Origin of the sequence: Spirosoma liriopis (assembly GCF_023196085.1) — a bacterium.
GTDB lineage: Bacteria > Bacteroidota > Bacteroidia > Cytophagales > Spirosomataceae > Spirosoma > Spirosoma oryzicola.
Window position 1 is genome coordinate 1,987,518 of the sequence record NZ_JALPRF010000001.1, and the last position, 20,511, is coordinate 2,008,028.

Sequence of the window (20,511 nt, forward strand, 5' to 3'; positions counted from 1 at the left end):
ATCGCGAAAACTGATGTTGAAAGTATTAAAAAATTCCAAAACAATTGCTCAGCAGGTATTACTAGCCGAGGCTGATGCCATTCGTCACGCAGTTGACCTACTCGATGACCAGTTTGACACAGTCGTTGACACAATTCTCAACTCAACAGGTAGACTAGTTGTAACCGGTGTTGGCAAGAGTGCGCTGATCGGTCAGAAAATTGTGGCAACCATGAATTCTACGGGCACGCCCGCCCTGTTCATGCACGCAGCCGATGCGATACATGGCGATCTGGGTATGATTCAGGCGGATGATGTTGTCCTAATCCTGTCGAAAAGTGGTAATACCGCTGAGATTAAAGTATTGCTGCCTTTGTTAAAGCGGACAAGCGTCCGGATAATTGCCTTAGTAAGCGATCACGAATCCTATCTGGCGCAGCATGCCAACTATGTGCTCCGGGCCTTTGCTGAACGGGAAGCAGATCCTATGAATCTGGCTCCAACGACAAGTACAACGGTTGCGTTGGCTCTGGGTGATGCGTTAGCCATTAGTCTATTGGAAGCTCGTGGTTTCACTCGTCACGACTTTGCGCGGTTCCATCCAGGAGGGTCACTCGGTAAAAAGCTGTATTTGAAAGTCGCTGATATCTTTCCGCACAATCAATGCCCACAGGTGTTGCTTGATACATCAGTCAAAGATGTAATTTTCGAGATTTCGGCAAAACGATTAGGTGCAACAGCAGTCATCAATGCCGATGGCCTGCTGGAAGGTATTGTAACGGACGGCGATATCCGTCGCATGGCCTATCAGCACGATACATTTTGGGAGCTTCGGGCGCGCGATGTAATGACCGCTATGCCGATATGCGTTGAAGCTGACGAATATGCCATGGTTGCTCTCCAGCTAATGCGGGATCGGGATATTTCGCAGCTGATTGTTACCGAAAACAATCACGTGAAGGGATTTATCCATTTACATGACTTACTCAAAGAAGGGCTAGTATAGCTTTCTAACTCCCTTTCTATTGCCTTCTGCGTTACAAACACATCGTAATGCGGGAGGCTTTTCTGTTAAATTAGTAAGTTGACTACTTGAGGAAAACACTGTGGACTTCTCGTTTGTTTTGTTGAAGTCTTCCACACTTCTCTTTCCACACTATGTGGGAATAATTCCACAATGGACTAATCAACCATTACGTTTTCTTTTTCTGGCACAGAAAAAATATACGCACTAAACTGCTGTTTTTTAGACCGTTACCTGCTGATCAAGGGATAGGATTCAAAATAAGCAAAGGCTGGTTGCTTTTTTGTCTAGTACCTTATCAAATCAGGTTCAACAAAAAACATTTGTAATCATGACTGCGCTCGAATTCACTCATCATATCGGAAAAGTGTCCAAATCGTTGCGCCCATTCGCGCTGCGGCTCACGAAAGATGTTGAAGATGCCAACGATTTGCTGCAAGACACTCTTCTGAAAGCTTTTACCAACCGTGACAAATACACAGATGGTACGAACCTGAAAGCGTGGTTGTATACAATCATGAAGAACACGTTCATCACCAACTATCAGCGAATGGTTCGGAAAAATACATTCATCGACACGACAGACAATTTACACTATATTAACTCGACAGAAAGCAGCACGGATAACCTAGCTTATTCGTCATTCGCTCAAGACGACATCAACCGGGCAGTGAACGGCCTCGATGACACATATAGAACACCGTTCATGATGCACTTCCGTGGTTTTAAATACCATGAGATTGCAGCTAAACTTGACATCCCCATTGGAACGGTTAAAAACCGCATCCACATCGCAAGAAAAGAGCTGAAAGACCAGTTAAAGGTATACGCTCACTTCAACAGCTAAAAAATATTTGCAGATAAGATTGTTTTCTGCGAGACTTTTGTGACCTTGGTCCGTCTCAACCGTATTGATTGAGTAGTTTTTGGTTAAAAAAGAGGAAGGTTCGGAAAGTTGGGTAGGATTCTGCCCAACTTTTTTGTTTTATAAAATTTTGATAGGCAGTAGATTAACAGAATTTCATCTAATAGGCATCGCAATTACGTCAGCACTATGGTTAAGTATTAAAACAAAAAGGTTAACTAGCCACTTACTCGTGTAGCCAGTTCCTCAATCAATCATTCTGTAATGCCTCAGCGCGTCCTCGTTATCGGTGCCGGATTTGCCGGACTAGCCGCTGCAACCAGCTTAGCCGATAAGGGCTACGATGTTACGATACTTGAAAAAAATAATATGCCCGGCGGGAGAGCACGGGTTTTTCGAGCCGACGGATTTACGTTCGACATGGGACCTAGTTGGTACTGGATGCCCGACGTATTTGAAAACTATTTTGCCCGCTTCGGCAAAAAGCCGTCCGATTATTACAACCTAGTTCGGCTTGATCCTTCTTATACCGTTGTATTTAGTGCTGACGAGGCCATTGACCTACCTGCTGGTCAGGAAAATTTAGAAAAGCTTTTCGAACAGATAGAGCCCGGTAGCGCTCTCCGCCTACGTGAATTCCTGAAACAAGCGTCGTATAAGTACGATGTTGGTATGAACAAGTTTGTCTGGAAGCCAAGCCGTTCTATTACGGAGTTTTTAAGTCTAAAATTGCTTTACGACGTTACTCGACTCGACGTCTTCCAATCCTTTGCCAGTCACGCCCGGAAATTCTTTAAAAATTCTCGTTTGTTGGAGATTATTGAATTTCCAGTTTTATTTCTCGGTGCTACACCTGGCAACACGCCTGCTATGTACAGCCTGATGAACTATGCGGAAATGGCAATGGGTACCTGGTATCCGATGGGTGGAATGCACGAGATAGTCAAAGCAATGGTTAGCTTAGCCGAGGAAAAAGGCGTCAAAATACTATTGAACCAGACTGTACAAGAAATCGGTGTTACGCAGGGACGAGCACACCGTGTAGTTACCGATCAGGGTATCTTTGAGACAGACGTGGTTGTGGCCGGAGCTGATTATAATCACGTTGAGACAAATTTAGTAGATGCGGCTTACCGTAACTACGACGATCGGTACTGGCAGACGCGGGTTATGGCACCTTCCTCACTTCTATTCTACCTGGGCGTAAACAAGCGGGTCCCGCGTTTGCAACATCATAACTTGTTTTTTGATGAGGACTTTTCGTTGCACGCGCAGGAGATCTACGAAACGCCCCGTTGGCCAACAAAACCGCTTTTCTACGCATCAGCCCCATCCAAAACGGACCCATCTGTCGCGCCAGAAGGTTGTGAGAACTTATTTTTACTGATTCCTGTAGCGCCTGACCTGACCGACGACGAAGCCACACGCGAACGCTACTTCAATCTTATCATGGATCGGCTGGAAGCCTACGTAGGTGAAGACGTTCGCAGTTATGTTGTCTATAAGCGGAGTTATGCTCATAAGGACTTTAAGAGCGATTATAACGCTTTCCGGGGAAATGCGTACGGCCTGGCAAACACACTTAAACAAACGGCCCTGCTCAAGCCATCGTTAAAAAACAAAAAAGTGAACAATCTGTTCTACACGGGTCAGCTAACCGTTCCGGGCCCAGGAGTTCCACCATCTCTCATCTCAGGTCTCGTCGTTGCCGATGAGGTAGAAAAAGATTTTTTCAACTAATAGATCTAACCCCTCCTGTTCAATCTATGATGGCGTTGTTCAACACAACCGCACTGAAATGTAGTAAGCTAATTACAGAACATTACAGTACGTCGTTTACTCTAGGCATTAAAACGCTGGACCGCAAATTTCATTTGCCGATCTACGCCATCTATGGATTTGTTCGGTACGCTGACGAAATTGTCGATACATTCCATGAATACGACAAGAAGACGCTGCTCGATCGCTTCAAGTTTGATACTTACCAGGCAATCGAAGAGGGAATCAGTCTAAATCCGATCCTGCAATCTTTCCAACTCGTTGTAAAACAGTATAAGATTGAACACGAATTGATCGAATCATTCTTGAAAAGTATGGAGATGGATTTATACTTTCAGGATTATGACGCCGAGGGCTATAACGAATACATTTACGGTTCTGCCGAAGTAGTTGGCCTAATGTGCCTGCGCGTTTTCTGTGAGGGAAATCACTCTGAATTTGACCGACTCTGCGAACCCGCTCGAAAACTTGGTTCGGCTTTTCAAAAAGTAAACTTCCTTCGTGATCTGAAAAGTGATTTTGTCGATCGGGGGCGAACGTATTTTCCCGGCGTCAATTTTAGTGAGTTTGGCCGTGACACAAAGCAACTGATCGAAGATGACATTCAGCGCGATTTCGATGAAGCCTATAAAGGCATTCTGAATCTGCCACGAGGGGCTCGACTAGGCGTTTATCTGGCTTACGCTTATTACCAGACGCTGTTTAACAAGATTAAGCAATTGCCCGCTTCCCGAATACAAAACGAGCGGATTCGCGTGCCGAACCCCCAAAAGTTTGCCCTGCTGGCCCAAACGTATCTGAAGTTCCGACTCAACGTTATTTAACGAAGCAAACGGCTCTTTGTAAGTTATCACCTTACTGGTAGCCAGCCCTGCCTGCCTTTTCGCTATCTTTGCTGTAAATCATATAGTTTCTGTCAATGGTAGCCGAAGCGAACTCATCGCCAGAGGTGCTGGCACAAGCAGCCAAAACCCGCTACGAAGCGGTCATTGGCCTTGAGGTACACTGCCAGCTATTAACCCAAAGCAAAATCTTTGCTGCCGACGCGAATGCGTTCGGTGCTGAGCCGAATACCAATATTAGTGTTATTACGCTTGCCCATCCAGGCACGCTGCCGAAGCTAAACCGCAAAGCAGTTGAGTACGCCGTTCGGATGGGATTGGCTTGCGGTAGCGAGATTACACGCCACAACATTTTTGCCCGCAAAAATTATTTTTACCCAGACCTACCCAAAGGTTATCAGCTTTCGCAGGATAAAGGCCCGGTTTGTGTAGGGGGTGGCATTACGGTAAAGGCCAAGCATCCCGAAACGGGCCAGTTGTATCAGACAACCATCCAGTTACACCACATTCATCTGGAAGAAGATGCTGGAAAGTCAATTCACGATGGCGATGAATGGGCGACGCAGCTCGATTACAACCGTGCTGGTACACCACTCATTGAGATGGTTACGGAACCTTGCATCCGAACAGCCGACGAAGCAGGCCAATACTTAACCGAAGTTCGACGACTGGTACGGTATTTGGACATCTGTGATGGAAACATGGAAGAAGGCTCGCTCCGTTGCGATGTCAACGTTTCGATCCGACCGATAGGAACAACTATATTAGGGACGAAGGTTGAGGTTAAAAACCTAAACTCGATCCGAAACGTAATGCGCGCCGTCGATAGCGAGTTTCAACGGCAGGTTGACGTCATTGAATCGGGTGGACGCATTACGCAGGAAACCCGTACGTTCGATGCCGCTACGGGTCTAAGCTACGCCATGCGTGAGAAGGAAACGATGAACGATTACCGGTATTTTCCCGATCCTGACCTTACTCCCGTCGTTATTTCGGACGCATGGCTGGCGGATATCCAGACAAAAATGCCGGTGCTTCCTGCTGAGTTGTACCAAAAGTTCACGGCCCACTACGGACTGCCCGACTATGATGCAGCTTTACTGACTGATTCCAAAGAACTGGCCGAATACTACGAAGCAATTTGTGCCCATACGGCCAATTACAAAGCAGCTTCCAATTGGATCATGGGCCCGGTGAAAGGCCAACTTAACGAGAAGGCCCTGCGCGAACGGCAGTTTCCGATTTCGGCAGAACGCTTAGCATCACTGATTACCCTCATTGATAACGGAACAATCAGTCAAACCGCTGCGCAGCAGGTATTTACGCTGATGGTTGCCGAGCCTACTGCTACAGCGATGGATTTAGCTCAAACACAGGGTTTGATACAGAATCGCAATACTGACGCGTTACAATCGTTGGTAGAAGAAGTACTGGCAGCCTGGCCGGATAAAGTAGCCCAATACCGCAAAGGCAAAAAGAATTTGCTAGGCATGTTTGTGGGCGAAGTAATGAAAAAATCGAAAGGCTCTGCTGACCCTAAATTGGTGAACGAACTCGTAACGAAGACATTACAAACAACATGAAAAACCTGTTTTTGACTGTAGCTGGTTTTTTACTCATTGGTTTCGCGACCAATGCCCAAACAACAAAGCCGTTTACCGTAACAGGCACGGTAAAAAGTGCAGCACCCGGTAGCTTTGTTTATCTGGAAACCAATTCGCAGCCGACACGTAAGTTGGATTCGGCAAAAGTGGACGCCGGTAACAAATTTACCCTGACAAACAAAGTAGCGGATGGTGGCGAGGTGTTTGTCTTGAATGTAGGGGGCGGTCAGAAAATGGCTTTGCTGGTAGAAGGGGGCGAGACGCTAAACGTGACCGCCGACGGCTTCCGAATGAATGCTAAAACCGGTCAGGAAGGAAAAGCAACTGTTACGGGCTCCAAAAACATGGAGTACTACGATAAGCTCATGACGCTGCGCACCAATATGGAAGCGAAGGTAGCAACCTGGAACAAGCAGGTTGCCGCAGCTACCGAAAAGAAAGACAACAAACGGATTGCCCAGATCGAGCAGGACTATCAAGCCGCTGAGCAGGATGTTGTCAACAAAGTAAAAGCCATGCTTCCCGAAATGGGAACGTCGCTTGCGTCATTGTTTGCGCTTAATTTTATCGACATCAAAAACGATTTTGATACGTACGATGTGCTGGCGCAACGCTTTGAAAAAGAAAATCCAAACAGCCCACACGCAAAATCGCTGATTGGCCGCGTAGCCCGCATAAAAGGAGTTATGGTCGGTGCCCAAGCCCCCGAAATTTCGCTTAGTGACACAACCGGTACCCCGGTTCCGCTATCGTCTTTACGCGGCAAATACGTTCTGCTTGATTTCTGGGCGTCATGGTGCGGCCCCTGCCGGATGGAGAATCCAAACGTCGTTCGTATGTACAACAAGTACAAGGACAAAGGATTTGCGATCTATAGTGTGTCGCTCGACCAGACAAAAGGCAACTGGACAAAAGCGATTCGCAACGATAACCTTGCCTGGACGCACGTTTCCGATCTGAAATTCTGGCAATCGGCGGCAGCACAACAATATGGCGTTCAGGCAATTCCGGCGACATTTTTGCTCGATAAAGACGGAAAAATTATTGCCAAGGATCTTCGTGGCCCCGCTTTAGAGCAGAAACTCGAGGAAATCCTGAAAGGCGGACAATAGGTTGCCAACAAGTTAGTAGCTTTGCAGGGTCAGGTCTCACAACCTGACCCTTTTTGTTAGCTATCTGGCTTCCACAGAAGATTGCCGCTTCATCACTCGCTCCGTTACTAATTCGTATACTTACTGATTCATTGGAATATGAAAATTGCTATTGTTGGCTGCGGCAACATGGGAATGGCTTTTGCTAAATCGTTTTTGCAGTACGATCTGGTAAAAAAAGATGACTTGTTACTGATTGAGAAAAGCGCTGATCGCTCCGAAGCGTTGAAGAATGAGAAAGCAGGCGTTGTAGTTGATACCATCGGGCCGCGCGTTGGCGAAACCGACTTAATTATTCTATCTGTAAAACCGCAGGATTTTAGCAGTGTCCACGAAGCGTTGCAAAGCGTTATCCAGCCCAATCAGATCATTTTGTCGATTATGGCTGGTATTCCTATTGCACAAATTCAGGAAAAGTTAAAGCACCCGCTTGTTGTTCGCGCTATGCCTAACACACCCGCTATGCTTGGTATGGGCATAACTGGCTTTACGGCGGCTAAAGAAGTTGATTTAGCTGGTCTGCGTCGCGTCGAGAATCTCATCAACGCTACGGGCCGGTCTATTTTTCTCGACGATGAAGCCATGCTCGATGCGGTAACAGCGCTTAGTGGAAGCGGGCCAGCATATTTCTACTATGTTGTCAAAGCGATGATCGAAGCAGGCAAGCAAATGGGCTTTGATGACGCTGTAGCAGCCTTATTGGTTAAACAAACCATGCTGGGCGCTTATCACCTTATTAATACTGCCGATAAATCGCTGGACGATCTCATCAAAGCAGTAGCGTCTAAAGGGGGAACTACCGAAGCTGCGTTACGAGCCTTTGAAGCAGGTTCACTCAGCGATACACTCGTAGATGGTATCAAGGCGGCACAAACACGGGCCACGGAACTTTCGAAAGGATAAGTAAATCAGCTGGAAGTGGCTTCCAGCTGATTTATCACTGTGCATTCTATTACAGACCAGTGTAGCTAAACGGCGTTATAGCTCTTAGTTCGTTTTTGACTGATTCTGAGACATTCAAACCGTCTATAAACTCACGAATCGTATTAGCCGTAATCTTCTGGTTCGTGCGCGTCAATGCTTTCAAGGCTTCATACGGCTGAGGATAACTTTCCCGACGAAGGATCGTTTGTATTCCTTCCGCTACTACGGCCCAGTTGTCTTCTAGATCAGCCTGGATGGCAGCCTGATTAAGTTCAAGTTTGTCCAGACCCTTTAGCAACGATTTCAAGGCGATAACCGAATGAGCAAAGGGAACACCAAGACTCCGCAAAACCGTCGAATCGGTCAGGTCACGTTGCAGCCGGGAAATAGGCAGCTTGCCGGAAAGGTGTTCAAACAAGGCATTCGCAATACCCAGATTCCCTTCTGAATTCTCGAAATCAATCGGGTTAACTTTATGCGGCATGGCGGATGAACCAACCTCACCTTCTTTCAACTTCTGCTTGAAGTAGTTCATGGACACGTATGTCCAGACATCGCGATCCAGATCGACCAGGATTGTATTTAGGCGTTTGAAGGCATCAAGTATTGCCGCCAGCATGTCGTAATGCTCGATCTGCGTGGTAAACTGACTACGGACCATACCCAATCCTTCGACAAATTTATCCCCAAACTTTTTCCAATCTTCGTTCGGATAAGCGACCGTATGGGCGTTGAAATTGCCCGTAGCGCCACCAAACTTCGCTGCCGTAGGAATACCCGCCAGCAAGTGTAGCTGCTTTTCGATCCGTTCAACAAACACCATCAGCTCTTTACCCAAACGAGTAGGCGATGCAGGTTGTCCGTGGGTTTTAGCCAGCATAGGAATATCTTTCCACTGCTCGGCCAGTTGCTGTAACCGAACAAATACCTGGCGATAAAGTGGAGTAATTTCAACATTCAGCGCATCATCCAGTAGTAAGGGGATGGCCGTGTTGTTGATATCTTGGGAGGTCAGCCCAAAGTGAACAAACTCCAGATAAGGTTCAACCGCTGAGTCTTTCAGTTTTTCTTTGATGAAGTACTCAACTGCTTTTACATCGTGATTGGTCGTTTTTTCGATTTCCTTGATGCGCAATGCATTAGCCTCCGAAAAGTTTTCGTACAAAGCCCGTAATGCCGGAAACTGCGCCGGTTCAACGCCCGCCAGTTGCGGAATCGGCCACTCGCAGAGCGCGATAAAGTATTCGATCTCGATACGAACCCGGTAATGAATAAGACCGAATTCTGAAAAGTAAGGGGCTAGTGCCTCAACCTGACGCCGGTAACGACCGTCAACAGGTGATATCGCCGTTAATGCTGTTAAATTCATGGAGTTAAACAAAACACAAAGGTAAGACAAACGACTGTAACGGTCGTATTGCCTTACCTTTCAGGATAGTTATCTTTTAAACTGTGACTAGCTTTTCAATCAGAAAGGGTTCAGATACAAACCAACACCTAACCATTCTGTCTGCTGATTCTCGTATTGACTGTAAGGACGGAAACCAGAGTAACCTTCCAGTAAGAATGTCAGGTTGTTTTGCGTACGGCCTACCTCAACCCCAACACCCGCGTGAATGCCGGGCCGGAAATCGGTTTGCTGCCAGAACTTAATGTCTGCTCCACCAACCAGTCGCGCGGCTTTGTCCGATGGCTTTTTGTAGAAAGCGCCTAACTGTGCACTGAGGAGCTTACGTTCTTCTGTTTTCCGTAGCACAATGCCAGCACCACCGTACAACCGCCAGTTGGTGACGTTCCGGCTGTAAGTTACATCAAGCTGTTCGTAATTGACGGAGTTAGGTGTCGGAGCCGTGATCTGATTGCGGTAGATATAATCGTCCCCAAGGTGAGACGATATGTGATACACACGGAAACGGTAGTTGTTGGCGCCACGACGGACATTGTAGATGATACTAATCTTGTAGTCATTATTCATGATCTGCCGACGCGCTTTATTCAACTTATCATCGTGGAATGCCTCAAATTGGGTAAATGACGCCAGATCAAGCACCCATTCTGTTGAACGGCCCGGCTCTGTAGTCCGGCGATAGAACGGCTTGGCAAAACCGAACGCAAACGGAACGATACTTCCTTTGTACTTATTTCCTTCTGTATAGTACAGCGGCAGAACACTGCCGTAGGTCTGTGCTTCGAGTGGGTCAAGTAGAATTGGCTCGAAAAGATGCCCTTTGGGCAAAAACTCCCGGCGTGGTCTGGCGACGGTAGGATCGCTAACAGGAGCCATAGCTGACGCAGAATCGACAGTCTGTACAACCGGTTTGCGTTCTCGCTTGGGTCGTTGTACTTTCTCTACCTTTTTAGGAGCTTCAACGGGTGCTGGCTCTGGCGAAGTTGGCACCGGCGCGGGATTAGCAGCTGGAGTTTCTACAGCAGGTGCTGGCGTTTCTTTCCTGCGTTTTTCGCGTTTTTCCTTGCGAGACGGTTCAGCAGGGGCTGGAGCTGGTGTTGCAGGCTCAGCTACAGGTGTTGGCGCAGGAGTAACGAGCGTTGACGTTGGTTCCGACTTTGATTTGCCTGCTTCTTTTTCTTGCTGCTGACGCTCCTTTTCGGATTTCCTGGCTTGCTTCTGCCGTTCTTTTTCGGCCTGTTTAGCTTCGTACTCCCGCTGCTTTTGCGCCCATTCAGCACGAATCTGTCGCTCGCGCTGTACTTCGCGGTCTATCTTCTCTTTCTGGCGCTGTTCAGCTGGTGTTAGCGTCCGGGAAGCTGGAGCTGTTGTTTTGGGAGCAGCCGGTTGCTGGGCGAATGCCAATGATCCAAACTGAATAATGAGTAGTAAAGCGAGTACTATTTTATTCATAGAATACGTACAAGTTATGCCGACGTGGCTGTACCAACCACGTCGGTTAAGGCAAGATTAAGATCAGCGCTTTAGTTCAGCGTAATTTTTGTAGAAATAAGGAATCGTTTCAATCCCTTTATAGAAGTTGAATAAGCCGTAACTTTCATTTGGCGAGTGGAGCGCATCACTATCCAGGCCAAAGCCCATCAAGATCGATTTAACACCCAGTTCTCGTTCAAAAAGCGCGACAATCGGGATGCTTCCTCCTCCTCTCGTCGGAATCGGCTTCTTGCCCCATGCGTCTTCAAAGGCTTTACTAGCCGCTTCAAATTCTACCGAATCAACTGGTGTTACGTAAGGCAGTCCGCCGTGATGCGGTGTCACCTTAACTTTCACGCTCGCGGGCGCAATAGCAGTAAAATGCTTCGTGAACAGCTCTGTTATTTCGTCGGGCGTCTGATTCGGTACCAGCCGCATACTGATTTTAGCAAATGCTTTCGACGGGAGTACGGTCTTGGCTCCTTCGCCGGTATAGCCGCCCCAGATTCCGTTTACGTCCAGCGTTGGTCGAATGGATGTACGCTCGTTGGTTGAATAACCGGCTTCACCCGCTACGTCGTTTACGTCCAGATCCTGCTTATAGTCTTGCAAATTAAACGGTGCTTTAGCCAGTTCAGCACGTTCAGCTTCGCTTAAATCGGCGACGTTGTCATAAAAGCCAGGAATAGTAATACGGCCCGCTTCGTCGTGCAACGAGGCAATCATATCGCACAAGACATTGATCGGATTGGCAACACCACCGCCATATACGCCCGAATGAAGGTCCCGGTTTGGGCCCGTTACTTCAACTTCCACATAAGACAGACCGCGCAAGCCTGTTTCTAGCGAAGGGGTATCATTGGCAATAATGCTTGTGTCGGAGATCAGAATCACATCTGTTTTCAGCATATCCCGATGCTCAGCGACGAACGTACCTAAATGATCAGAGCCAACTTCTTCCTCTCCCTCGATCATTACTTTCACATTACAGGGCAATCCATCCGTAGCGATCATCGCTTCGATTGCCTTGACGTGCATGTAAAACTGCCCTTTATCGTCGCAAGCACCGCGCGCGTAGATGCGCTCGTTACGGATAGTCGGTTCAAACGGTGGTGACTGCCAAAGTTCATACGGATCGGCGGGCTGAACGTCATAGTGGCCGTACACCAGGACTGTCGGCAAGGCAGGATCCACGATTTTCTCCGCATAAACGACCGGGTGGCCAGGTGTTTCGTACAAACTGGCGTTATCCAGACCGGCTGCCGCTAGTTTATCTCTGACAAATTCGGCGGCTCGCCGAACGTCTCCTTTAAATTTTGAGTCAGCCGAGACAGAAGGAATAAGGAGCAACTCCAGGAGTTCATCCAGAAAGCGCTGTTTATTGGCGTCAAGATAAGTAGTCATAGTATTATGTATGATAAACAGCTGTTTATCTTAAATCATATTTTCTATAGCACACAGAAAAAGTTCGCCCCGAAGTTAAGCACATTTCGTGCAACGTCGGGGCGTTCAGTATCAACAATAAATAGGTTTCTTATTCTCCGCGCTTTTTCCGTAGCCGAATAAGCACGGTACGGTTTTCCTGACCGCGCATCAGACGCCCGATGTTTTTCTGATGAGTAAGCACAACCATCAAAAACACAACAAAGCCAAAGACAATGAGTAAAGGACTTTCTTTTTCACCAAAAACGCGAAGCAGTAACAAGACGGGAAACGCCAGAGCGGCTAAAATAGAACCTAATGATACGTATTGAGAGGCAATTACTACCAGCAGAAAAATACCGATGCAGAGCAGGGCCATTTCGGGATGAATAGCAAGGACCATTCCCAGTAATGAGGCCACACCTTTTCCGCCCTTAAAACCGGCAAATATTGGATAGAGGTGACCGATTACCGCCACTAAGCCAAATACAATCTCGAAGGTCATTATCTCGTTCTGGGTGATCACATCGAGATACCAGAGCAGATTAGCCATGATGGCAGCCGTGTATCCTTTCAATACATCGACCAGCATAACAATTGTACCAGCCCGCTTTCCCAGCACTCGGAATGTGTTTGTGGCACCAGCGTTGCCGCTACCATGCTGGCGAACATCAACACCAAAGAAACCCAGTCCATACCAAACGGCGGTCGGAATAGAACCAAGCAAATACGCTACTACTGTGGTAATACTAATAAATAAAACGTTCATTAACGCAGATTTAGTAAACGATTGTTAGCAAAGCGGATAAGCGACAAGTAGTACGAACGGCGGAATTACGGAATGTAACCTCAAAATTAGGTCATTGTTACGGAATCAACAACTTTATATGCTTTGTAACAATTTAACCGCTCAATAAATTTCTAAATGGCCCTATTTTCCACCGACTATCACTTCCCGTAAGCTTCCTTCAGTGAGATACTTGACGGCGGTTTCCATAATCTCGTCCGGAGTTACGGCTCGTAGTCGTTCAATGTATTTTGTCAAGAAATCAGCGGGCATACCGTCTAATAAAATCACTTTGTAACGATCAGCGATTTCAAAGGGTGTGTTCAATGAACCGACAAACTCACCGGCCATGAAGTTTTTTACGGTCTCCAATTCGGTTTGCGACACAGGTTCGGTTTGCAGAATCCGGATTTCCTTTTGAATCTCGTCCAGTGTCTGCTGCGTATTTTCTTTATTGACGTCCGTTCCAATCAGGAAATAACCGTCGTGTCGAAAGGATGGCATATTCGACGAGATTCCGTAGGTGAATCCTTTTTCCTCCCGGATGTTTTTCATCAGCCGTGAACCGAAATACCCTCCCAGCAATTCGTTGGTGACGAGCATTTTGAAAAAGTCAGGATGCGACCGGGTAAATAACCGACGGCCCAGCCGGATCGACGACTGAACGCTATCTGCTTTCTCGGCTAGGACTGGCTGACCATCCTCCGTGCTTAACCCAGCAACGACTGGCGTTAGGCTTTTCTCCTGAATTGGCAACTGCCCAAGCTCCCGATTGATTAACAATATTTCGTTTTCTGACGCCTGACCAGCCAGCAGAATCTGGTAAGGCCGGTTATGGATAACACGATCGTAAAACGCAACAATATCTTTCTGGGTAAGCTGCTCAATCGAGTCAGGTCGCTGGCTACGACCATAGGGATGTTGCGGCCCGAACAGTTTTTCCCGAAACAGTACTCCGGCTAGATAAGCATTTTTCTCGTAATTGACCCGTAGATTCTGTAGCGTGATGTTTCGCAGATCGTCCAGTTCTTTCTGCGGAAACGTAGGCTCTGTCAGCAATTGACGCAGAATAGGCAATATGTTGGGCAGAAACTTGGTCAGGCAGTACACAACAACGCTGGCTCTATCAGGACCGCTGTTTAGTTCCAGGAAGGCACCATAGCGATCGAAGTATTCGCTGATTTGGGCAGATGAGCGATCGGGCGTTCCTTCCGATAACATTTTCAACGTAAAAAAAGAGGTACCTGGCACTTCTTCGTACCAAGTACCGGCTTCGATAATGCACTCTATCCGAATAACGGGCTGTTGAGGAACTTCAATTAAATGGAGTGGAATACCATTATCAAGAATGTGCGTTTGAACGGATGGAAGGCGCACTTCCTGAATAGCCTGAAAGGCGGGTGACTGCGTTCTGTCAAGTACCATTTACTACCTATTGATAAAGAAAATGGCATCTCAGCTCGAAATGCCATTTCACGTAATGATTTGCGTTAAGATTGGTTTACCCATCGCAGTTCTTTACAAACGACCAGGCTTACCAATTAATAATTTGTATCGTCGCCCGCTGAGTCGTTATCATTATCAGCTCCCACGGCATTCGATCCGTTGAAGTTGAAAAGCAATGAAATACGGAACGTGTTGGCTAACGGACTTCCTTGTTTTACAGGTAGAAGATAGGAGAAATCAACCCCGAATCGCTCTTGCAGGCGCAGACCAATACCCGTTGTAAAATACTTGCGTCCTCCTTTGATATTTGATTCGCCGAAATAACCAGCCCGAACCGCAAACTGATCATTATACCAGTATTCAACACCCGTTGAAACCGTGAACTCTTTTAGCTCTTCGCTCAGACCACCGGGAGCATCGGCAAACGAACCAAATACAGCGCTGAAGTAATTCCGGTTGGGGTCTTTGCCGCGCGAAATCTGATACTGAGTCGGGCTAGTTCCCGCTACTGGGATCGGGTTGCCATTCGCATCCCGTGCGTATTCCGGTGGCGTAGGCACCATTAGTTTATTGACATCGAAGACAAAATTGAACTTGTTATACTGGTCAGCATAATAAGTCAGTGCCGTTCCCAAACGTAGATTTGTTGGAATAAAGTACTGCTCCTGGCCACCATAGTTGATACGACCACCCAGGTTGGAAAGCATACCCCCAAACGCCCAACCGATACCTCTACCCGTAGCATTGTCACGCGCTTCATTCCGATAAAATGCGCTAATGTCTGCCGCAGCGGTAGCACCTGGCTTCAAACCAGGGTTAGACGAACCCGATGCCAGGTTAGAATTCAAATATTTTAGATCAACGCCGAGCGAGAAATTTTGCGAAAGACGCTGTGAGAACGTAGCCGTAACGGCGTATTCACGCGAATTGAACGTACCCGCAGCTACACCCGTTGCCGTCGTAAAATTGACCGTTCCTAAATCGAAGTACATTAAAGAACCACCGATAACGGAATTTTTACCAATTTTCGAGTAGCCTGTCAAATAAGTGTAGTACATGTCTCCGATCAGGTCGCGGAGCCAGGGCGTATACGAAATAGATGCCCCCTTCGATTGCTTGGCAAAAACCAGTTTGGAAGGATTCCAGAAGATAGCATTCGCATCGGCATCACCCAATGCCACCCCGGCTTCACCCAATGCACCCGAACGAGCATCTGGCGTGAAATTAAGGAATGGAACTGCCGATGTAGGGATACTTAACTGTCCTGACAGAAGGTTTACCTGGGAAAAAGCGACGACGGGAAAGAAACTGCAAACGCCGAGAATAACACGGAAAAAGTTACGCTTCATACAAAGTGTGTTGGTCAACAACAGCGACTGGTTAAGTGAATAGGACAGTCCTGAACGGTCAAAATTACAACGATTCGTTGGATTAGAAAAAGCAGGTTACTAGAACCACAAAATCATTTCGATAAAATTAGTCGACTACTGCCATCAGTCACTGACCCATCGGCCGCTGACTGTATACGCAATCTGACTATATACAACCCATTTGGTACGGATTGGCCTGAATCAGTCGACCCATACCACGTCCCAATATCGAGCTTAGTTGGACAATCACTGCACTGGCCTGTTCGTTGATTTAGTAAACGGCCATTTTGATCGACTATTTGCCAAGTCCAGTCGAGTGGTTCACCACCTCGATTGTGTTCGACACTTATTGTTGAGTACGTCGTTACGGGGTTCGGACTAGCTTGTAATCCTCGAAGAGCCAATGCTGGCTTACCCGAGACTACTATGCTCAACGTGCCTTCTGTTGAATTATTGTTTATATCCCACGCTTTTACCCGGACAATATACGCCCCAGGAGTAACATCCAGGAAGGTATAAACAGCCTGTCCCTGCCGACCATCACCACTGGTCGAAACATACGCGTCGTTAAGCACAACAGGCGATTGATCCCCAATCCGAATAGTCAATTCATGGCCCAAACCAGCCCGTGCCGTATTGATTCCCTGATTATCCTGCAAGCTAATGCGAACCGTTACGTCTGGTCCAGCCACGTGAACCTGCTCCCCATCCAAGACTCCTCCTTCAACGTGTAACTGAACAAGGGGCGGTTGGGTATCCAGACTATCGACTACCAGGCTTCCCCCTACCCGTAAGCTATCGTAGCTGCCAACGGCGTCAAGCAAGCTATCGGATCGGACAGCATACGCGTATAACTTAGCCATTCCCACCGTGTACGAAATATCTTTAGGCATCACAAAACGAACGGCAAACTGACCATTTTTTACGGCTACCTGTCCTGCGAACAGTGTACTTGTGTACGCTTTGAAATTCATCTTAGCGCTTTCGGTACCGAGTGTCGTTTGCGTGGTTGCTTTGTCGTAGAGCGTAAGCTGTAACGTTCCCGTAAAATCATTTAGGCGCCCCCCTCCCTGTTGAATTTCACCTGATAATTCAACCGTTTCCAACGCGCGTAGTGTGTCGGCATGATCAGCGGTAACAGTTCGTCCATTAACCTTAGTGAGCATGACCTGAGCCTGGGGGTACGCCAAACGCATGGACGGATCGCCCAATAAGGCAAAGTTGCGGTTGACAGGGCCGACCAGACTATCATTTTTTGTCAGCCTCATCACATCCCCTAATCGGGGCATCTGACCATTGATCGGCGTAAAAGCGAATTTGCAAAACGCCTTATTCAGAACAAGGTTCGTATTGGCATACACAGGTCGCGTTGTGGTTAACAGGCCAATTGCTCCACCCAATCGACTTAGCAGCGCTAATTCTGCCCCGGAGTTGCTGGCCGGATCATCGTAGCGACCAAACTGACAGGTAGCGGTCACAAATAAGGGAAGGCGACGATTTTTCCACGACAAAATATCCTGAAGTGTTACAACCTGTTCATCCGCCAATGTCTCTACGCCACCATGACCGCTATAGTTGATGATCAATCGACCATCAGCAACGGCCCGATTGATTAGCTGGTTAACAATTGGCGATTTTTGTCCGCTGGCCGTAGTCTCTTGCGGATACGCATCCAAAAACACGCGTTCCGGTCGGAATGAAGGAGCATTAGTTTCCGTCATGGTCGCTAATGAATTAGCATCCTGCTGATGGATGTTGTAATCACCATCGTCAGCAACGAACATAACCCGTGTTTGCCAGTCACCAGCCAGCGAAGGATCGGAGCTATAACGAATCAGCTTATCCACCACCGTTTTAGCCTCATCAGTCGACTTGACAGGCAAGCGTCCAACGCCAATGTCCATTTTGTAGTCACCTGCGTTTGTTTCAGGCCATTCGCCTTCGTTACGATCCATAAACCCAAAATAGTCGTCGGATGAGTAGCTCAGAACGGGGTGTAACGATTCGTTACTTTCGTAGACCGGCACGGTATTAGCAAGCTGACTAGCGCTGAGTAGCCGGTTTATATTCCGATAATCGTACGTAGCATCACCAAAGAGCAACAAATAGCGCAGTTGACCAGGCGTTTTTCGGTAAAAATAGCGCACCATATCCCGAATAGCTGTCGGGTCAGGTTTTCCAGAGCCAAACTCATTATAAACCTGTTGCGTTGTGACAACCTGCACCGTCAACTGATCGTGTTCACGCCGAAACGTGGCTAATCGCTCGGCTTCGGCTCGCCATGCAGCTGATGTAACAATCAATAGATTGGGCGTAGTTAAGCTGGCAATATTTTGATTGGCAACTGAAGCCAGAGAAACCGGCGTTTTTAGCTGATTATCAGTGAATAAATAATAATCAGCGCGGTTTGCCGATACCCATCTTGCCTCAGATGCTGGCGAAAGCGAGTAAGCCTGACTAACTGGAACAAGTGGATTGTCTAAATTCCATACTCGTAACGTAGCTGCTGACTGTCGAACAGCACACTGGCCAGAATCCAACTGCCGCACCCAAGTTGGCTGATCGTACTGCCGAAGCTCTCGTCGGACCTGAATGCCAATATAATTCAGATAGCCCAGTACTGAGATTGCTCTATTTTTCTGAAACGAAATCGTTACGCGTAAGGGATTTGCAACTGTCGCCGGTTTGACAGAAAAGGTATCCGTTCGGAGAATACCCTGGTAGTCGTACTCATAGCCAGAAATGCTCGACATCAGTTGTGTCCCAACAAACTGATCGTTTAATCGCACGCGAAATTGCGTGGTAGCCGAAGCCCCGGCTACTACAGACGAGGTAATCCGAACTGGTACACTCGCTACAACACCAGGAACATCGAAAGGGATTGTCTTAGTGGTATCGTTCGTCATGATCTCACCTAACCATTCGCGTCCTGAGCGCACAGAGGGTATTTTTACCAAATCTTGCTCATGAAACTGATAATCATCGAATGTCGTAACCGTGGCCGTACTGCTCAATGCACCGGCTGGACGTTCAGCAATGCGTAAGCCCTGACCGCCACCGACGGTTAGGAAGTAGAACGTTGTATCGGTGTAGGGATTGATTTGGTGTTTGAAGCGTCGGGCAAGCGAGTCATACCGAACGATATGTGGACTTTGCCCAAAAAATAACAAAGCATCTCCCGCGTCAAATCGTCCATCGGCTTCGCCATTCACGAGTATGGCATTTTCTAGAAGATCAGATGCACGTTGGGCAGCATTTGGCTGGGGCAATACCGCGCCACCGTTTCCATACAGCCTCAACGTACGGGGGTCAGCGCTAGCGAAGGCAGGATTTATGCGGGCTAATGTTGCCTGATCTAATCGGTAAACGCCGGATTCTACAACGCCAATCTTGATCCAGGTTCCTTCCTTCAGAACCGACTGAGCATGACCGTTCGGCAAACTAGCAATCGATAGCCAGACCGTTAGACTAATGATCCACTTAACCGAGTTTGTACAAGACTCTCGTGTACCATTTACCCAATAAGTATCGACCGTAAACCGCTTAGTATTGTTCCACCCATGCATGAGCTAAAATTGCGTATGACTTTCCTGTCGATACTTCTTTACAAACGATACGAGTTCGACGTAACGTGCCCCGCACAAAGGTCTTTTTATCAAATTGAAACGATTCTCCCTCCGGCACATCGCGTAACAGCGTTCGATTGTGGCTAATGCCGCTCAGGGATACATTATCGACTTTACGCAAAGCAGTCATCAGAGCCGGGTTTGCATATGTAGTAGCGGCTGGCCTGATCATGTATCGTTGAAGTGGATAAAGAATATCCACGGGAAAGACAGCTTCGGTCATGAGCGGTTGCATAAGCCGCTGAAAAGCTATCTGCCAAGCTTTCCCGTGTGGTTGAACCCGCCTTCGGTAGGCACGATTTACCTCAGCATGAGCCACCTCATGGACATACGTAATCAGGAAAGCGTACGAATTCAAGTCTGCGTTTACCGTAATCTGCGTTTTGCCATCAGGAAAAACACGGAAATCACCCAGACGAGTCCGGCGTGGTTTTACCACTCGAAAATTGAACTTGTATTGCTGCCACAGCTGGCGACAGTAGCCATCTGTTCCTAGCGGAAAATAGGTAGTAAAAACGTCGGACAAGGTCAAAATGAAAAAAGCCTTATAAAAATAAGGCTTTTTAATTCGATAAGGAAGTCAACGAATTACTTCGCGCTGTCACTAGCCATTGTCGAAGCTGAATCCGTCGTCATCGACGAATCGGTAGCCATCGTGGTCGTGTCAGTCGACATCGTAGAGGTAGACTCAGTTGTAGTTTCTTCCGTTTTTGGTTTGCTTTGGCAAGCAGCGAAAGTTAACATGCTGCCTACAAATAAGAGAGCGAATACTTTTTTCATTGTCCTTGAATGATCTTTGAGATTTGCACTG

General features: G+C 47.4%; 15 protein-coding genes. 7 read left to right on the forward strand and 8 right to left on the reverse strand.

Annotated features, from left to right (window positions below; translation table 11 throughout):
• Positions 1–16: 16 nt before the first annotated feature.
• The 7 genes from M0L20_RS08320 to proC all read left to right on the forward strand — a co-directional run bounded on the left by M0L20_RS08320 (position 17) and on the right by proC (position 8,147).
• Positions 17–985, forward strand: coding sequence for a KpsF/GutQ family sugar-phosphate isomerase (locus tag M0L20_RS08320; RefSeq protein ID WP_248476631.1), 969 nt, complete (start codon positions 17–19; stop codon positions 983–985).
• A gap of 349 nt (positions 986–1,334) precedes the next feature.
• The gene (locus M0L20_RS08325) at positions 1,335–1,850 is read left to right on the forward strand and encodes an RNA polymerase sigma factor (RefSeq protein ID WP_232560343.1); all 516 of its coding nucleotides are present in this window, start codon (positions 1,335–1,337) and stop codon (positions 1,848–1,850) included.
• Between the two features lie 282 nt (positions 1,851–2,132).
• Positions 2,133–3,608 carry a bifunctional phytoene desaturase/3,4-desaturase gene (gene crtID / locus M0L20_RS08330; protein ID WP_248476450.1) on the forward strand — a complete coding sequence of 492 codons (1,476 nt, stop codon included), beginning with the start codon at positions 2,133–2,135 and terminating at the stop codon, positions 3,606–3,608.
• 26 nt (positions 3,609–3,634) lie between these two features.
• Entirely contained in the window at positions 3,635–4,471 is an 837-nt protein-coding gene (locus tag M0L20_RS08335; RefSeq protein WP_232560345.1) for a phytoene/squalene synthase family protein, read from the forward strand.
• A 95-nt stretch (positions 4,472–4,566) separates the two neighbouring features.
• Positions 4,567–6,072 (forward strand): Asp-tRNA(Asn)/Glu-tRNA(Gln) amidotransferase subunit GatB, encoded by a 1,506-nt coding sequence (gene gatB / locus M0L20_RS08340; protein ID WP_248476452.1) that lies wholly within the window; start codon positions 4,567–4,569, stop codon positions 6,070–6,072.
• The gene (locus M0L20_RS08345; protein ID WP_248476454.1) at positions 6,069–7,205 is read left to right on the forward strand and encodes a TlpA disulfide reductase family protein; all 1,137 of its coding nucleotides are present in this window, start codon (positions 6,069–6,071) and stop codon (positions 7,203–7,205) included. The genes gatB and M0L20_RS08345 overlap by 4 nt, the downstream gene beginning before the upstream one ends.
• Before the next feature lie 138 nt (positions 7,206–7,343).
• A complete protein-coding gene (gene proC / locus M0L20_RS08350; protein ID WP_232560348.1) occupies positions 7,344–8,147 on the forward strand; it encodes a pyrroline-5-carboxylate reductase in 804 nt (267 codons plus the stop codon).
• A gap of 49 nt (positions 8,148–8,196) precedes the next feature.
• Here the strand turns inward: proC and purB are convergent, their stop codons facing one another.
• From purB to M0L20_RS08390, 8 genes are all read right to left on the reverse strand, one after another.
• A complete protein-coding gene (gene purB, locus M0L20_RS08355) occupies positions 8,197–9,537 on the reverse strand; it encodes an adenylosuccinate lyase (RefSeq protein WP_248476456.1) in 1,341 nt (446 codons plus the stop codon).
• 99 nt (positions 9,538–9,636) lie between these two features.
• Positions 9,637–11,028: a DUF1207 domain-containing protein gene (locus M0L20_RS08360; RefSeq protein WP_248476458.1), complete on the reverse strand. Its 1,392-nt coding sequence runs from the start codon at positions 11,026–11,028 to the stop codon at positions 9,637–9,639.
• Positions 11,029–11,091: 63 nt separating this feature from the next.
• On the reverse strand, positions 11,092–12,453 hold the full coding sequence (locus M0L20_RS08365) for a dipeptidase (protein ID WP_248476460.1): 1,362 nt from the start codon (positions 12,451–12,453) through the stop codon (positions 11,092–11,094).
• 130 nt (positions 12,454–12,583) lie between these two features.
• Positions 12,584–13,240: a glycerol-3-phosphate 1-O-acyltransferase PlsY gene (gene plsY / locus M0L20_RS08370; RefSeq protein WP_232560352.1), complete on the reverse strand. Its 657-nt coding sequence runs from the start codon at positions 13,238–13,240 to the stop codon at positions 12,584–12,586.
• Positions 13,241–13,402: 162 nt separating this feature from the next.
• Positions 13,403–14,683 carry a M16 family metallopeptidase gene (locus M0L20_RS08375; RefSeq protein WP_248476462.1) on the reverse strand — a complete coding sequence of 427 codons (1,281 nt, stop codon included), beginning with the start codon at positions 14,681–14,683 and terminating at the stop codon, positions 13,403–13,405.
• A gap of 116 nt (positions 14,684–14,799) precedes the next feature.
• Positions 14,800–16,053: a type IX secretion system outer membrane channel protein PorV gene (gene porV, locus M0L20_RS08380; protein WP_232560354.1), complete on the reverse strand. Its 1,254-nt coding sequence runs from the start codon at positions 16,051–16,053 to the stop codon at positions 14,800–14,802.
• A gap of 113 nt (positions 16,054–16,166) precedes the next feature.
• A complete protein-coding gene (gene porU, locus M0L20_RS08385) occupies positions 16,167–19,640 on the reverse strand; it encodes a type IX secretion system sortase PorU (protein ID WP_248476463.1) in 3,474 nt (1,157 codons plus the stop codon).
• Entirely contained in the window at positions 19,618–20,226 is a 609-nt protein-coding gene (locus tag M0L20_RS08390) for a SprT family zinc-dependent metalloprotease (RefSeq protein ID WP_248476464.1), read from the reverse strand. The genes porU and M0L20_RS08390 overlap by 23 nt, the downstream gene beginning before the upstream one ends.
• Positions 20,227–20,511: the final 285 nt, after the last annotated feature.

Bases quoted from the DNA above. Each gene is read 5' to 3' on its own strand.
- M0L20_RS08325 (WP_232560343.1), top strand. From the start codon at position 1,335: ATGACTGCGCTCGAATTCACTCATCATATCGGAAAAGTGTCCAAATCG.
- crtID (WP_248476450.1), top strand. From the start codon at position 2,133: ATGCCTCAGCGCGTCCTCGTTATCGGTGCCGGATTTGCCGGACTAGCC.
- M0L20_RS08335 (WP_232560345.1), top strand. From the start codon at position 3,635: ATGATGGCGTTGTTCAACACAACCGCACTGAAATGTAGTAAGCTAATT.
- gatB (WP_248476452.1), top strand. From the start codon at position 4,567: ATGGTAGCCGAAGCGAACTCATCGCCAGAGGTGCTGGCACAAGCAGCC.
- M0L20_RS08345 (WP_248476454.1), top strand. From the start codon at position 6,069: ATGAAAAACCTGTTTTTGACTGTAGCTGGTTTTTTACTCATTGGTTTC.
- proC (WP_232560348.1), top strand. From the start codon at position 7,344: ATGAAAATTGCTATTGTTGGCTGCGGCAACATGGGAATGGCTTTTGCT.
- purB (WP_248476456.1), bottom strand. From the start codon at position 9,537: ATGAATTTAACAGCATTAACGGCGATATCACCTGTTGACGGTCGTTAC.
- M0L20_RS08360 (WP_248476458.1), bottom strand. From the start codon at position 11,028: ATGAATAAAATAGTACTCGCTTTACTACTCATTATTCAGTTTGGATCA.
- M0L20_RS08365 (WP_248476460.1), bottom strand. From the start codon at position 12,453: ATGACTACTTATCTTGACGCCAATAAACAGCGCTTTCTGGATGAACTC.
- plsY (WP_232560352.1), bottom strand. From the start codon at position 13,240: ATGAACGTTTTATTTATTAGTATTACCACAGTAGTAGCGTATTTGCTT.
- M0L20_RS08375 (WP_248476462.1), bottom strand. From the start codon at position 14,683: ATGGTACTTGACAGAACGCAGTCACCCGCCTTTCAGGCTATTCAGGAA.
- porV (WP_232560354.1), bottom strand. From the start codon at position 16,053: ATGAAGCGTAACTTTTTCCGTGTTATTCTCGGCGTTTGCAGTTTCTTT.
- porU (WP_248476463.1), bottom strand. From the start codon at position 19,640: ATGCATGGGTGGAACAATACTAAGCGGTTTACGGTCGATACTTATTGG.